Origin of the sequence: Streptomyces sp. NPDC048297 (assembly GCF_043201585.1) — a bacterium.
Taxonomy (GTDB): domain Bacteria; phylum Actinomycetota; class Actinomycetes; order Streptomycetales; family Streptomycetaceae; genus Streptomyces.
This window is the reverse complement of the sequence record NZ_JBICZA010000005.1, coordinates 204,041-216,465: the sequence shown is the minus strand read 5'-3', so window position 1 is coordinate 216,465 and position 12,425 is coordinate 204,041. Positions and strand designations below refer to the sequence as shown.

13 protein-coding genes, 2 tRNA genes and 1 pseudogene are annotated in these 12,425 nt (G+C 72.7%); 4 read left to right on the top strand and 12 right to left on the bottom strand.

From position 1 onward, the window contains the following. Positions 1–52: 52 nt before the first annotated feature. Positions 53–1,093 carry an adenosine deaminase gene (locus tag ACGFYV_RS07805; RefSeq protein WP_393877475.1) on the top strand — a complete coding sequence of 347 codons (1,041 nt, stop codon included), beginning with the start codon at positions 53–55 and terminating at the stop codon, positions 1,091–1,093. On the opposite strand, the pseudogene ACGFYV_RS07800 reads toward ACGFYV_RS07805, so the two are convergent. Both ACGFYV_RS07800 and ACGFYV_RS07795 read right to left on the bottom strand, forming a co-directional pair. After that, positions 1,038–1,746: pseudogene (locus ACGFYV_RS07800) on the bottom strand (hypothetical protein). The gene ACGFYV_RS07805 and the pseudogene ACGFYV_RS07800 sit on opposite strands and share 56 nt — an antisense overlap. 18 nt (positions 1,747–1,764) lie before the next feature. Then, entirely contained in the window at positions 1,765–2,400 is a 636-nt protein-coding gene (locus ACGFYV_RS07795) for a TetR/AcrR family transcriptional regulator (RefSeq protein WP_393877474.1), read from the bottom strand. Between the two features lie 166 nt (positions 2,401–2,566). Between ACGFYV_RS07795 and ACGFYV_RS07790 the strand changes: the two genes are divergently transcribed. After that, positions 2,567–3,205, top strand: a complete 639-nt coding sequence (locus tag ACGFYV_RS07790) for an NAD(P)-dependent oxidoreductase (protein WP_393877473.1) — start codon at positions 2,567–2,569, stop codon at positions 3,203–3,205. A 523-nt stretch (positions 3,206–3,728) separates the two neighbouring features. Here the strand turns inward: ACGFYV_RS07790 and ACGFYV_RS07785 are convergent. The 10 genes from ACGFYV_RS07785 to ACGFYV_RS07740 form a co-directional block, all read right to left on the bottom strand. Next, positions 3,729–4,784: a UDP-N-acetylmuramate dehydrogenase gene (locus ACGFYV_RS07785; RefSeq protein WP_393877472.1), complete on the bottom strand. Its 1,056-nt coding sequence runs from the start codon at positions 4,782–4,784 to the stop codon at positions 3,729–3,731. A gap of 138 nt (positions 4,785–4,922) precedes the next feature. Then, positions 4,923–5,303 (bottom strand): DUF3291 domain-containing protein, encoded by a 381-nt coding sequence (locus ACGFYV_RS07780; protein ID WP_393877471.1) that lies wholly within the window; start codon positions 5,301–5,303, stop codon positions 4,923–4,925. Between the two features lie 581 nt (positions 5,304–5,884). Further along, positions 5,885–7,345: a DHA2 family efflux MFS transporter permease subunit gene (locus tag ACGFYV_RS07775; protein ID WP_393877470.1), complete on the bottom strand. Its 1,461-nt coding sequence runs from the start codon at positions 7,343–7,345 to the stop codon at positions 5,885–5,887. A 121-nt stretch (positions 7,346–7,466) separates the two neighbouring features. Next, complete coding sequence (locus tag ACGFYV_RS07770; RefSeq protein ID WP_393877469.1) at positions 7,467–8,069, bottom strand: TetR/AcrR family transcriptional regulator; 603 nt, start codon at positions 8,067–8,069, stop codon at positions 7,467–7,469. A gap of 192 nt (positions 8,070–8,261) precedes the next feature. After that, positions 8,262–8,690, bottom strand: coding sequence for a MaoC family dehydratase (locus ACGFYV_RS07765; protein ID WP_393877468.1), 429 nt, complete (start codon positions 8,688–8,690; stop codon positions 8,262–8,264). 7 nt (positions 8,691–8,697) lie between these two features. Further along, on the bottom strand, positions 8,698–9,150 hold the full coding sequence (locus ACGFYV_RS07760; RefSeq protein WP_393877467.1) for a MaoC family dehydratase N-terminal domain-containing protein: 453 nt from the start codon (positions 9,148–9,150) through the stop codon (positions 8,698–8,700). Between the two features lie 133 nt (positions 9,151–9,283). After that, a complete protein-coding gene (gene rpmG, locus ACGFYV_RS07755) occupies positions 9,284–9,448 on the bottom strand; it encodes a 50S ribosomal protein L33 (RefSeq protein ID WP_003948671.1) in 165 nt (54 codons plus the stop codon). A gap of 86 nt (positions 9,449–9,534) precedes the next feature. Further along, positions 9,535–9,607: transfer RNA gene (locus ACGFYV_RS07750), tRNA-Met, on the bottom strand. 46 nt (positions 9,608–9,653) lie between these two features. Further along, positions 9,654–9,726: transfer RNA gene (locus tag ACGFYV_RS07745), tRNA-Thr, on the bottom strand. A 374-nt stretch (positions 9,727–10,100) separates the two neighbouring features. Continuing rightward, a complete protein-coding gene (locus ACGFYV_RS07740; RefSeq protein WP_393877555.1) occupies positions 10,101–10,307 on the bottom strand; it encodes a hypothetical protein in 207 nt (68 codons plus the stop codon). On the opposite strand from ACGFYV_RS07740, the gene ACGFYV_RS07735 reads away from it, so the two are divergent. Both ACGFYV_RS07735 and ACGFYV_RS07730 read left to right on the top strand, forming a co-directional pair. Beyond that, the gene (locus tag ACGFYV_RS07735; protein ID WP_393877551.1) at positions 10,264–11,481 is read left to right on the top strand and encodes an amidohydrolase family protein; all 1,218 of its coding nucleotides are present in this window, start codon (positions 10,264–10,266) and stop codon (positions 11,479–11,481) included. The genes ACGFYV_RS07740 and ACGFYV_RS07735 overlap by 44 nt on opposite strands. A 278-nt stretch (positions 11,482–11,759) precedes the next feature. Continuing rightward, positions 11,760–12,416: an NAD(P)H-binding protein gene (locus ACGFYV_RS07730; protein WP_393877466.1), complete on the top strand. Its 657-nt coding sequence runs from the start codon at positions 11,760–11,762 to the stop codon at positions 12,414–12,416. Positions 12,417–12,425: the final 9 nt, after the last annotated feature.

The following is a 12,425-nucleotide window of genomic DNA, read 5'->3' as shown; positions in this document are numbered from 1 at the left end:
CGAACGGGGAATCGGCTACCGGGACGACACATACGTGCGGCAGGATCCTCCAATGGAGCGTGTACGTGATGTCTCTGAACTGCCGAAGGCCCATCTGCACCTGCACTTCACCGGTTCGATGCGGCCGGCGACCGTCCTGGAGCTGGCCGACAAATACGGCGTGCACCTGCCCGACGCGCTGACGGAGGCGCTGACCAGCGGGGAACCGCCGAAGCTCCGGGCCACCGACGAACGGGGTTGGTTCCGCTTCCAGCGGCTGTACGACGCGGCGCGCTCGTGCCTGCGGCAGCCGGAGGACATCCAGCGTCTTGTCCGGGAGGCCGCCGAGGAGGATCTGAAGGACGGCTCGGGCTGGCTGGAGATCCAGGTGGACCCGACGTCGTACGCGCCCCGGCTGGGCGGTCTGATCCCTGCGCTGGAGATCATCCTGGACGCGGTGGAGACGGCGTCCCGGGAGACCGGGCTCGGGATGCGGGTGCTGGTGGCCGCGAACCGGATGAAGCACCCCCTGGACGCGCGCACGCTGGCCCGGCTGGCGGTGCGGTTCGCGGACCGGGGCGTGGTGGGTTTCGGGCTGTCCAACGACGAGCGGCGGGGCATGGCCCGCGACTTCGACCGGGCCTTCCACATCGCCCGGGAGGGCGGCCTGCTGTCGGCCCCGCACGGCGGCGAGCTGACCGGCCCGGCGTCGGTCCGCGACTGCCTGGACGACCTGCACGCCTCGCGGATCGGCCACGGGGTGCGGGCGGCGGAGGACCCGCGGCTGCTGAAGCGGCTGGCCGACCGGGGTGTGACCTGCGAGGTCTGCCCGGCCTCGAACGTGGCGCTGGGCGTCTACGAGAAACCGGAGGACGTCCCCCTGCGCACCTTCTTCGAGACGGGCGTCCCGATGGCCCTCGGCGCCGACGACCCGCTGCTCTTCGGCTCCCGCCTGGCCGCCCAGTACGACATCGCGCGCCACCACCACGCCTTCACGGACGCCGAACTCGCGGAACTGGCCCGCCAGTCGGTGCGGGCCTCGGCGGCGCCGGAGGAGGTCAAGGGGCGGCTGCTGGCCGGCGTCGACGACTGGCTGGTGCGCCCGGCGGCCTGAAGTGGGCGTAGGGCGGATAGGGCTTGAAGCAGACCAGGACGTCCAGGGGGTGCCCGCCGCCGGGCGGCTGGACCAGCGCGGGCAGCTCCGCCATCAGCGCGGAGGCGCCCTGGGCGACGCGCTTGTGGCGCGGGCCCCAGCCGGCCGCGTGGGCGAACCAGGTGGCGGTCTCGGCGAACACGTCCCGGCTGCCGAACAGGAAGAACGTGCGGGCGTTGCGTGGCGTGCCGCAGCTCGTCCCGGAAGTCCGCCCGTTCCCGCCGTGCGCGCCAGGACGCGGCGTCCCGCGCGGTGCGTGCCTCGTCGGTGCGCACGGTCAGCGGGGTGCCAGGACCGAGCCGGCGGCGCAGCGCGGGCCACTGGGCGGGGCGCAGGCCGAGGCTGTGATGGACGATGACGAGGTCGACGGGCTCGCCCCAGCACTCGTCGGACGGGACGCCGTCGCGCAGCGGGACGTGGACGACCGTGTGCCGCGAGCAGGCCGCGAAGGAGAACAGGCCCGCGAGCCGGTTCAGCCCGTCGTGGTTGCCGAGGAGCAGGCCGATGGGGTCGGGGGCGCTCAGTGAGGTGTGGCGCAGCGGGGGCCGGGGCTGGACGACCCGGTATGCGTACGGCCCGGTACAGGGCCTGAACTCGCGCAGCCTCAGCCGCATCGGCGATGCCTCATCCGTTCAGGATCGAGGCCGGCCGTCCTCCCGCGCAACGCAATTGTGCGAGGTGATCCCGGCCAGCAGGGCGCGGGCGAGGCGGGCGGCGAAGGCGTCCACGGGTGGCCGCTCGCCGTCGGCGGTCGCGTCGTAGGCGAACGCGCGCTGGGAGCAGGCGCCGAGGAGGAGCGAGGCGGCCGCGTAGGTGTCGGCGTCGGCGCGGACCCGGCCGACGGCCTGTTCGGCGCGCAGGTAGGCGTCCAGGCCCTCGATCGGCTTGTGCGGTCCGGAGCCGATCTTGCGCAGGGCGTCGTCGTGGCGCCGTTTGAGCTGCTGTTCGGCGTAGAGGGACGCGGCGATCGGGAAGCTCTGCTCGTAGAAGAGGGCGGCCTGGCGGGCGATCTCGGTGAGGTTCGCCTCCAGGGTGCCCTTGCCGGGCTCCGCGGCGAGGCTGCTCAGCAGGGGGGTGAGGCGGGGCAGGCGCTCGGCGAGGACGCGGACGAACAGGTCCTCCTTGCTGTCGAAGTTCTTGTAGAGGGCCGCCTCGGAGCAGCCGGCCGCGCGGGCGATCTCCTTGGTGGTGGTGCGGGCGAGGCCGACGGTGAGCATCAGCTCGTGCGCGGCGTCGAGGATGCGGACGCGGGCCGGCTTCGTCTCCATGCGGGTCCTTATGGGCTTGACGAGTGGGTGAGTGCTTACCCACTCTAGAAGACGTGCGGGTGAGTGAACGCTCACCCACCTGTCACAGGTGGCTTGTCACCTGTCACCTGTCACCTGTCACCTGTCACCTGTCACGCGAGCCTGTCCACACCGGGAGACCCACACCATGAAGCTCACCGTTTTCGGCGCCACCGGAGGGATCGGCCAGGAGCTGGTCCGCCAGGGCCTGGCCGCCGGCCACGAGGTCACGGCCGTCGTGCGCGATCCCGCGAGGTTCACCGTCACCGCCACCGGTGACCGCCTGGACGTCGTCCGCTCCGGCCTCACCGACCCGCAGGAGCTGCGCGCCGCCGTCACCGGCCGTGACGCGGTCCTGTCCGCCCTGGGCGCGCGCAGCCGCAAGGACGCCGGGGTGGCCACCCGGCTCACCCGTACGGTGCTGGGCGCGATGGAGGCGGAGGGGATACGACGGCTGCTGGTGGTCAGCGCCGGACCGGTCGGCCCCGCCCCCGAGCACGACGGCCTCCTGGACCGCGGCATGCGCGGCCTGGTCTCTGCACTGCTCAAGGACGTCTACGCCGACCTGCGCGAGATGGAGGCCGAGCTGGCAGGCAGCGGCACGGACTGGACGTCCGTACGCCCCCCGCGACTCCAGAACAAGCCACTCACCGGCCACTACCGCACGGTGATCGACGGCTTCCCGCCCTCCGGCCGCTTCATCGCCCGCGCGGACGTCGCCCACGCGATGCTGTCGCTGATCACGGACGAGGGGGCGGTGAGGAGGGGGGTGGGGGTGGCGTATTGAGGGCGTATTGAGGGCGTATTGAGGGCGTATTGAGTGGGGGCGGGGATCGGGGGCTGATGGGGCCGCGACCTGGGTCCGGGACCGGATCCGGTGGGCGGGGGCCGAGCCAGTGGCCCCGAGGCCAGGGGCTGGGGCTGGGGCTGGGATCCGGTGGGCTGGGGCCAGCGGACGGCACGACGGGGGGCCGAGGTCGGCGGGGCGCGGCCCGGTGCCGGGAGGCCAGGATCGGATCCGGTGGCCCGAGGCCGGGGCCGGTAGGCCGACAGGCGGGGGCCGGGAACCGCGAGCGACGGGCCGCGACCTGGGTCCGGGACCGGATCCGGTGGGCTGCGGCCGAGCCAGTGGCCCCGAGGCCAGAGGCTGCGGTTGCGGTTGCGGTTGCGGTTGCGGTTGCGGTTGCGGTTGCGGTTGCGGTTGCGGTTGCGGCCAGGATCCGGTGGGCCGGGGGCGACGGGTCGCGCCGCGGCCTGGGGCCGGGAGACCGGGATCGGGATCCGGTGACCCGGGGCCGGTAGGCCCGTGGCTACAGGCTGACGCCGATTGTCACCGGCTCGTTGATCAGGGTGATGCCGAAGGCCTCGTGGACTCCGGTGACGACCTCGCGGGCCAGGGTCAGCAGGTCCTCGGTGGTGGCGTCGCCCCGGTTGGTGAGGGCGAGGGTGTGCTTGGTGGAGATGCGGGCGGGGCCGGTGCCGTACCCCTTGGTGAAGCCCGCCTTGTCGATCAGCCAGGCCGCGGAGGTCTTGGTGCGCCCCTCCCCCGCCGGGTAGGCGGGCGGCTCGACGCCCTCACCGAGACGCTCGCCCACGCGCGCGTGGAACGCGGCGAACTGCTCGTCGGTGAGGATCGGGTTGGTGAAGAAGGAGCCGGCGGACCAGCTGTCGTGGTCCTCCGGGTCGAGGACCATGCCCTTCCCGGCCCTCAGCTTCAGCACGGTCTCGCGGGCCTCGGCCAGCGGCACCCGCTCACCGGTCTGCACGCCGAGCACGCGGGCCGTCTCGGCGTACCGGATCGGCGCCGACAGCCCGTCCGCGTCCTCCAGCTCGAAGCGGACGCGCAGGACGACGTACCGCTCCGGGTCGGCCTTGAAGCGGCTGTGCCGGTACGAGAAGGCACACTCCTCGTTCGTCAGCGTGACGGTCTCGCCGGCCCGGCGGTCGTACGCGATCACCTCGGTGATCGTCGAGGAGACCTCCTGGCCGTAGGCGCCCACGTTCTGGATCGGGGTGGCGCCCGCGGAGCCCGGGATTCCGGCCAGGCACTCGATGCCGGCCAGACCGGCCTCGACGGTGCGGGCGACGGCGTCCGTCCACACCTCGCCGGCCGCCAGCTCCAGCGTGGTGCCGCGCAGCTCGACGCCACGGGTGGCGATGCGCAGGGCGGTGCCGTCGAAGCCCTTGTCGCCGATGACCAGGTTGGAACCGCCGCCGATGACCAGCAGCGGGGTCCCGCTGTCGTCCGCCGCGCGGACGGCGTCGATCACCTCGGCATCGGTGGTCGCGGTGACCAGCCGGGCCGCGGGACCGCCCAGCCGGAAGGTGGTCAACGGGGCGAGGGGGGCGTCGTGGAGTACCTGCACGCGCCCAAGACTACGAGACGGCACCGACAGCCCCGTGGCACCGGGCCCCGTCCCGCGCCACGCGCGCGTGGGGCCCGATCGGCCGGAACCGGGGCCCCACGCCCTACGCGTGCGTGCCCGTGATCGCGGCCCGCCGGCTCAGCTCAGCCGCCGGAAGGCCTCCGGCCAGCTCACCGGCAGGTCGTCGCCCGACACCTGCCAGCTCACGAACTTGGCGTCCCGCATCTCGGGAGCGAGGCCGCGGGCGCCCGGCCTGTGGGCGCCGGAGCGGGCGAAGGCGCGCAGCGCGTCCGGTGACTCCCAGGCGGACAGGGTCCAGAACGTCCGCCGCAGGGGCTGCGCCTTCAGCGTCGCCCCGTAGGCGCCGGGCGCCCGGCCGACCTGCCGCCACACGGCCGGCGTGCGCAGGAAGAACCGGAAGGCTCCCGCGAGGGTGCGGGTCTCGAACCGCGAGGCGAAGACATGGACCTCGGCACCGGCCGGCGGAGTGGCCGGTGCGCTCCAGGGCAGAGTGGGCATGAGCGTCTCTCCTTCTGCTGCGTGCGTACGTTGCCGTGGAGGAGTGGGGCTGTGCGGTGCGGAGTGGTGCTGCGCCGTGCGGTGCGGAGTGGCGCTGTGCTGCGCTGGCTGGGTTTAGCCGTGCGGGCTGTGCCGTGCGGCCTGCTGCCGCGACGCCATGCGGACTCGGCTTCGCCGTGTGGGCTGGGCTTCGCCGCGCGGACTGTCGCTGTGCGCTGCGGCCCACTGCCGCGTTGTACGGACTTGGGCTTAGCCATGTGGGCTGGGCTTCGCCATGCGGACTCCGCGGTGCAGTGCGGAGTCGTGCTGTTCCGGGCGGGCCGGGCTTCGCCATGCGGACTCGGCTGTCCGTGCCGCCCGCTGCCGCGCCACGCGGCCCGGGCCTCGCCGCGCGGACTGGGCTGAGCCGTGCGAGCGATGCCGCGCCACGCGGCCCGGGCCTCGCCGCGCGGACTGGGCTGAGCCGTGCGAGCGATGCCGCGCCAGGCGGCCCGGGCCTCGCCGCGCGGACTGGGCTGAGCCGTGCGAGCGATGCCGCGCCGTGCGGCCCAGCGCGCCGTGCGGGCTGGGCCCCATCCGCGTCAGCGGGAGAGGGTCTCGACGGCCAATGCAGGCGCCTGCTCGGCCGCGGCCCCGTCCTTCCGCTCCCTCCGCCGGGCCGGGATCGCCAGGGCCGCGGCTGCCGCCAGGGCGATCGCCACGGAGCCGGTGACCAGGGCGGGCCGCAGGCCGTCCACGAAGGTCTGCGCGCTCTCGTAGCCGCCCTGCGCGGAGAAGATCGACGACATGACGGCGATGCCGAGCGCGCCGCCCACCTCCCGCAGCGCGTTGTTGGCGCCGGAGGCGATGCCCTGTTCCTGCGGGCGGACGCTGGACATCACCAGGTAGGCGGCGGGGGCGAAGTACAGCGCCATCCCGACGCCGCTGATGATCAGGCCGGGCAGCTGGGTGCTGTAGGAGACGTCGGTGCTGACCGCGGAGGCCAGGTAGCCGAGCCCGGCGGCCTGGAGGAACAGGCCGGCGGCGACGACCGGCCGGCCGCCGATGCGGTCGGAGAGGATCCCGGCGACCGGGGCGACGAGGATCGGCATCCCGGTCCACGGCAGCATCCGCAGGCCCGCCTCGGTGGGCGAGTAGCCGAGCACCCCCTGCAGGTACTGGCTGAGCAGGAAGATCGAGCCGAACATCCCGAGGAACATCAGCAGGCTCGCGACATTGATCCCGGCGAAGGCGCGGGCGCGGAACAGCCGCATGGGGAGCATGGGGTTCTCGGCCCGGGAGCTGTAGAGGACGAAGCCGCTCAGCAGCGCACCGCCCACGAACAGCCCCGTCAGGACGAGGAGGCTGGTCCAGCCGTCGGCGGGCCCGCGGACCAGGCCGTACACGATCCCGAACAGTCCGCCGCTGGCGAGCAGGGTGCCGGGGGCGTCGAGCGGGGCACCGGTTCCGTGGGACTCCGCGAGGCGGAGGCGGGCCAGGGGCAGCAGGGCGACGCCGAGCGGAACGTTCAGCCAGAAGATCCAGTGCCAGGAGACGTGCTCCGTGAGGCTGCCGCCGATGAGCGGCCCGGAGGCGACCGCGAGACCGTTGACGGCGCCCCAGATGCCGTACGCCAGCCCACGCCTGGCGGCGGGTACGGCCGCTGTCAGCAGGGTGAGTGTCAGCGGCATCATGACGGCCGCCCCGGCGCCCTGGACCGCGCGGGCGGCGATGAGGGAGTCGATGCCGGGCGCCATGGCCGCCGCCGCGGAGGCACCGGTGAAGACGGTGAGCCCGGCGAGGAAGAGCCGACGCCGTCCGAACCGGTCACCGAGCGCGGCGCCGGTCATCAGCAGGACGGCGAAGGTGAGCGTGTAGGCGCTCACGGTCCACTCCAGGTCGTCCAGCGCGCCACCGAGGTCCTTACGGATGGAGGGCAGCGCGGTGGTGACGACGAGGTTGTCGAGGGCCGCCATGAATCCGGCGACGCTGCTGATGACGAGCGCCCAGACGGCGCCCGCGCGTGTCGGCGTGGTGCTCGGTGCCGCGATCCTCTGTGGCATGGCTGACATCGCTCCCCCGGTGCGTTGTACACGATCGACGATTAGTTATCGATGACTAACTTTCACGGCCAGAAAAGAGCCGAGCCGGAGCCCCCTGACCGCCGCGCTACTTCTTCCGCGGCTATCCCTGCGACTTCTCCTGCGCGATTTCCTGCGCCTTTTCCTGTGACCCGTCGGGCTGCGCGGACGGGTACAGCCCCTGCCAGACCCGATGTCCGGGCGGAAACCCCATGGCGGTCAGGGTGTTGATGAGCATTCCGTAGGCCATGAAGACGGTGGTCTCGTTCACGTCCGCCCCCAGGGGCAGATGCACGGTCTCCCACAGCCGCATCCAGCCGGCCCGCACCGCCTCGCCGAACGCGCGGTCGCCCTCCGCCTCGGCAGCCGCGACCGCGATGTACGTCTGCATCTGCATCTGGAGCCCTTCCGGGTGCTCCTGGATCAGCCGCACGTACGCCCGGCCCATGGCGTGCAGCGCCTCCTCCCCCGTGAGCCCCTCGGACGCCTCCGCGAACACGCGGCAGGTGTCCTCGATGCAGCGCAGCGAGGCGGCGGCGAAGATCGCCTTCTTGCCCGGGAAGAGCCGGAAGAGGTACGGCTGCGAGACCCCCACCCGCTTGGCGATCGCCTCGGTGGAGGTGCCGTAGCAGCCCCTCTGCGCGAACTCGGCGATCGCGGCGCGAATGACGCTCTCGCGCCGTTCCTCGGCGCTCATCCTGACCATGCCCAGAAGTTAGTGCTCAATCACTAAGTGGGTCAGGAGGTCGTGCACTGCGGTTGTGCACCGAGATCGTGCGCACCGATACGAGTAAGGGACGCCCCGCAATGGGAGCCGCCCCTTACATCAGCGCATCGGACCACATCAGCGCATCAGCGCATCCGCGCATCCGCGCATCCGCGCACCGGACCGGAGCCGTCAGGCCAGCCGCACGACCGCCCTGGACATGCCCAGCACCTTCTGGCCCCCGCTCGTCGCCGTCAGGTCAACACGCACCGTGTTGTCGTCGAGCTTGGCCGCGACCTTGGCGCTGACCTCGATCTCGGCGCCCTTGTCGTCGTTCGGCACGACGACCGGCTTGGTGAAGCGGACGCCGTACTCCACGACCGCGCCCGGGTCGCCGGTCCAGTCGGTGACCACGCGGATCGCCTCGGCCATGGTGAACATGCCGTGCGCGATGACGTCCGGCAGGCCCACCTCCTTGGCGAACCTCTCGTTCCAGTGGATGGGGTTGAAGTCCCCGGAGGCGCCCGCGTACTGCACCAGGGTGGCGCGGTCCACGGAGAAGGTCTGGGCCGGCAGTTCGGTGCCGACCTCGATGTCGTCGTACGCGATCTTCGCCGTCATCGGTACCTCACGCCCTCTCGGCCGCACGGGCCACCAGCTTGGTCCAGGCGGTCACCACGTGCTCGCCCGCCTCGTCGTGCACCTCACCCCGGATGTCCAGGATGTCGTTGCCCGCCATGGACTTGATCGCCTCGATGGTGGAGGTGACGGTCAGCCGGTCGCCGGCGCGCACGGGGCGGCGGTAGGCGAACTTCTGGTCGCCGTGCACGACGCGGCTGTAGTCCAGGCCGAGCTGGGGGTCCTCGACGACCTGTCCGGCGGCGCGGAAGGTGATGGAGAACACGAAGGTCGGCGGAGCGATCACATCGGGGTGACCGAACGCCTTGGCGGCCTCCGGGTCCGTGTACGCGGGGTTGGTGTCCCCGACCGCCTCGGCGAATTCGCGGATCTTCTCCCGGCCCACCTCGTAGGGCGCGGTGGGCGGGTAGGTCCGCCCCACGAAGGACTGGTCGAGCGCCATGGCCCGGCACCTCCTGGTCTCACTGGTCTCGGCGGCGTCCCTGCTGTCTCAGCCGCTCGTGGTCTCAACCGCTCGTGAAACGACATGAGGCCGCCCCCCAAGTTACGGGGGCGGCCTCATGTACGAGCCTGATTTATCGCGTTTCGCGGTGCGCGGTGTGCGCGTTGCAACGCGGGCAGTGCTTCTTCATCTCAAGACGGTCCGGGTTGTTACGCCGGTTCTTCTTGGTGATGTAGTTCCGCTCCTTGCACTCCACGCAGGCCAGCGTGATCTTCGGGCGGACGTCGGTGGCAGCCACGTGAGTGCTCCTAGGACGAACGGATGGTTTCAACGCAAGAAAGAGTAGCCGATCGAAGGACCGACCCCACAATCGGCTACTGTCAGTAGCGGTGACCGGACTTGAACCGGTGACACAGCGATTATGAGCCGCTTGCTCTACCGACTGAGCTACACCGCTTTGATGAGATCGAACCCCGCCTTGCGACGAGGGTCTCTCACACCAGAGCCCCAAAACGGAATCGAACCGTTGACCTTCTCCTTACCATGGAGACGCTCTGCCGACTGAGCTATTGGGGCGAGCGATGAAGACATTACACGGTCCGCCGCCGTTCACCCAAATCCGTATCCGGCCGCCCATCCCGGCCCTCATCACGGGCCTCCCCGGAGCCTCCTGGGCCCCCTGGGACACCTCGGCACGAGCGCGTGCGCGCACGGCCGCACGGCCCCCTGCCACACGCGCGTGCGGCGCGCGCCGGGCGAGGAGGAGACACCCGTACACCCGTAACGGCCTGGGCGGACCACGCCGGTACGACTATTGCGCTCCTCCGCGTCACGGGCGTCCCGCGACCATAGGCTCGACTCACTCTGCGTGATCTTGAGTCCGCCGCGTTCCCGAGCCGCCGCGGCCTCAAGGCCCTCACGCGGCCCACCCGAGCCCCCGGCCCCGGCCCCTACCCCTGGAGTCCGATGCCCGACAGCCAGCCGCAGCCGCAGCCGCACCCGCCGTCGAACTCGTCGGGGTCGTCGAACTCGTCGGGGTCCTGCGGGTCCTCGGGCCAGCCCGACCCGGCCGGACTGCTGTTGTGCGGGGCGCGGCTCACCGACGGCCGGACGGTGGACGTACGGCTCGGCGGTGGGCGCATCGAGGCGGTGGGCACGGCCGGCAGCCTGGCGCCGGGCCCGGCCCGCACAGGCGCAAGCACAGGCCCAGGCCCAGGCCCAGGCACGGTCACAGGCGCAGGCGCATGCACCGGCGCGGGCGCCGCGCGCGTGGACCTCAGCGGCTATCTGCTCCTGCCCGCCCCGGCCGAGCCGCACGCCCACGGCGACACCGCGCTCTCCGCCGAACAGCCCGGACCGGTCTCGTACACCCCCGAGGACGTCCAGCGCCGGGCGACGGAGGCGGCCCTGCTCCAGCTCGGGCACGGGGCGACGGCGGTACGCGCGCACGTACGCGTGGGCGACGTCCAGGGGCTCGGCGCGCTGGGCGCGGTCCTCCAGGCACGGCGCTCGCTGCGGGGGCTGGCGGAGCTGACCACGGTGGCGATGCCCCGGCTGCTGACCGGGGCGGCCGGCGCGGACGGGCTCGCGATGCTGCGGGACGCGCTGAAGATGGGCGCCTCCGTGGTGGGCGGCTGCCCCGACCTGGACCCCGATCCCACGGGCTATGTGGAGGCGGTCCTGGAGGTGGCCTCCGAGCACGGCTGCCCGGTGGACCTGCACACGGACGCCGCGGATCCGGCCCGGTTGTCCCGGCTCGCGGCCATGGCCGGGGGCCTGCGCCCCGGCGTGACGATCGGCCCGTGCGCCGGGCTCGCACGCCTGCCCGCCGAGGCCGCCGCCCGGCTCGCCGACCAGCTCGCGGCGGCCGGCGTGACGGTGGTGTGCCTGCCCCAGGGCGGCTGCGGCGCCGTCGACCGCCGGGGCACGGCCCCGGTACGGCTGCTGCGCGCGGCGGGGGTGCGGGTGGCCGCGGGCAGTGGTGCCCTCCGGGACATCGCCAACCCCGTCGGGCGCGGCGACCCCCTTGAGGCGGCCTATCTCCTCGCCTCCGTCCACGGTCTGCGCCCGCAGGACGCCTACGACGCGGTGAGCACCTCGGCCCGCGCCGCCCTGGGACTGCCCGAGGTACGCGTGGAGGCCGGTTTCCCGGCCGAACTCCTCGCCGTGCGCGGCGACCATCTCCCGGGCGCCCTCTCCCTCGCCTACAGCCGCCTGGTGGTGCACCGTGGCCGCGTGGTCGCCCGTACGAGCGCGGTCCGCGAGTACTGCAACTCGGCAGCGGCAGCAGAGCTGGGGCTGCCGCGGCAGGGGCGGGGGGAACTGTCGTAACGCGTTCGAGCTCGGGCGTCGGGCGGGGCAGCGCCCCATAGGGGCGCGGGGAACTGCGCGACCAGCCACGACGCACCCGCAGACGACACACCAGCCCTCCACCGGAACACTCCACTCCGGGCCATACAGACAGGCAGGGCAGGACAGCACCCCAAAGGGGCGCGGGGAACTGCGTGACCAGCCACGACGCACCCGCAGACGGCACACCAGCCGCCCAGCGGAGCACCCCCCTCCGGACCGCACGGCAGGCCGGCCTCGTCGGGCGTACGGTCAAAGACATGCGCATTGTCATAGCTGGGGGGCATGGTCAGATCGCGCTGCGGCTGGAGCGGCTGCTCGCCGCGCGCGGGGACGAGGTGGCGGGGATCATCCGCAACGGCGAGCAGGGCGACGAACTGCGTGAGGCCGGCGCCGAACCGGTCCTGCTGGACCTGGAGTCCGCGTCCGTGGAAGAGGTCGCGGCGCATCTGCGGGGCGCGGACGCGGCGGTGTTCGCGGCGGGCGCGGGTCCCGGCAGTGGAACGGCCCGCAAGGACACGGTGGACAAGGCCGCGGCGGTGCTGTTCGCGGAGGCGGCCGTACGCGCGGGCGTACGCCGTTTCGTCGTCGTCTCCTCGATGGGCGCGGATCCCGCGCACCCGGGCGACGACGTCTTCGACGTCTACCTGCGCGCCAAGGGCCACGCCGACGCGTACGTGGCCCGGCAGGACGGACTCGACTGGACGATCCTGCGCCCCGGTGCGCTGACGGACTCCGCCGGCACCGGCGCGGTCCGCCTGGAGGCGCACACCGGGCGCGGCTCGATCCCGCGGGACGACGTGGCGGCCGTACTGGCGGAGCTGGTGGAGAGTGCGTCGACGGCCGGACTGACGCTGGAACTGATCGGCGGTTCGACGCCGGTGTCGGTGGCGGTGAAGTCGGTGGCCGGAAATTGACGGGACGGC

Coding starts and splice junctions, on each gene's coding strand:
- ACGFYV_RS07730 (WP_393877466.1), top strand. CDS start 11,760: ATGCGCATTGTCATAGCTGGGGGGCATGGTCAGATCGCGCTGCGGCTG.
- ACGFYV_RS07760 (WP_393877467.1), bottom strand. CDS start 9,150: ATGGCGCTCGACCAGTCCTTCGTGGGGCGGACCTACCCGCCCACCGCG.
- ACGFYV_RS07780 (WP_393877471.1), bottom strand. CDS start 5,303: ATGCCCACTCTGCCCTGGAGCGCACCGGCCACTCCGCCGGCCGGTGCC.
- ACGFYV_RS07805 (WP_393877475.1), top strand. CDS start 53: ATGGAGCGTGTACGTGATGTCTCTGAACTGCCGAAGGCCCATCTGCAC.
- ACGFYV_RS07775 (WP_393877470.1), bottom strand. CDS start 7,345: ATGCCACAGAGGATCGCGGCACCGAGCACCACGCCGACACGCGCGGGC.
- ACGFYV_RS07765 (WP_393877468.1), bottom strand. CDS start 8,690: ATGACGGCGAAGATCGCGTACGACGACATCGAGGTCGGCACCGAACTG.
- ACGFYV_RS07770 (WP_393877469.1), bottom strand. CDS start 8,069: ATGGTCAGGATGAGCGCCGAGGAACGGCGCGAGAGCGTCATTCGCGCC.
- ACGFYV_RS07795 (WP_393877474.1), bottom strand. CDS start 2,400: ATGGAGACGAAGCCGGCCCGCGTCCGCATCCTCGACGCCGCGCACGAG.
- ACGFYV_RS07790 (WP_393877473.1), top strand. CDS start 2,567: ATGAAGCTCACCGTTTTCGGCGCCACCGGAGGGATCGGCCAGGAGCTG.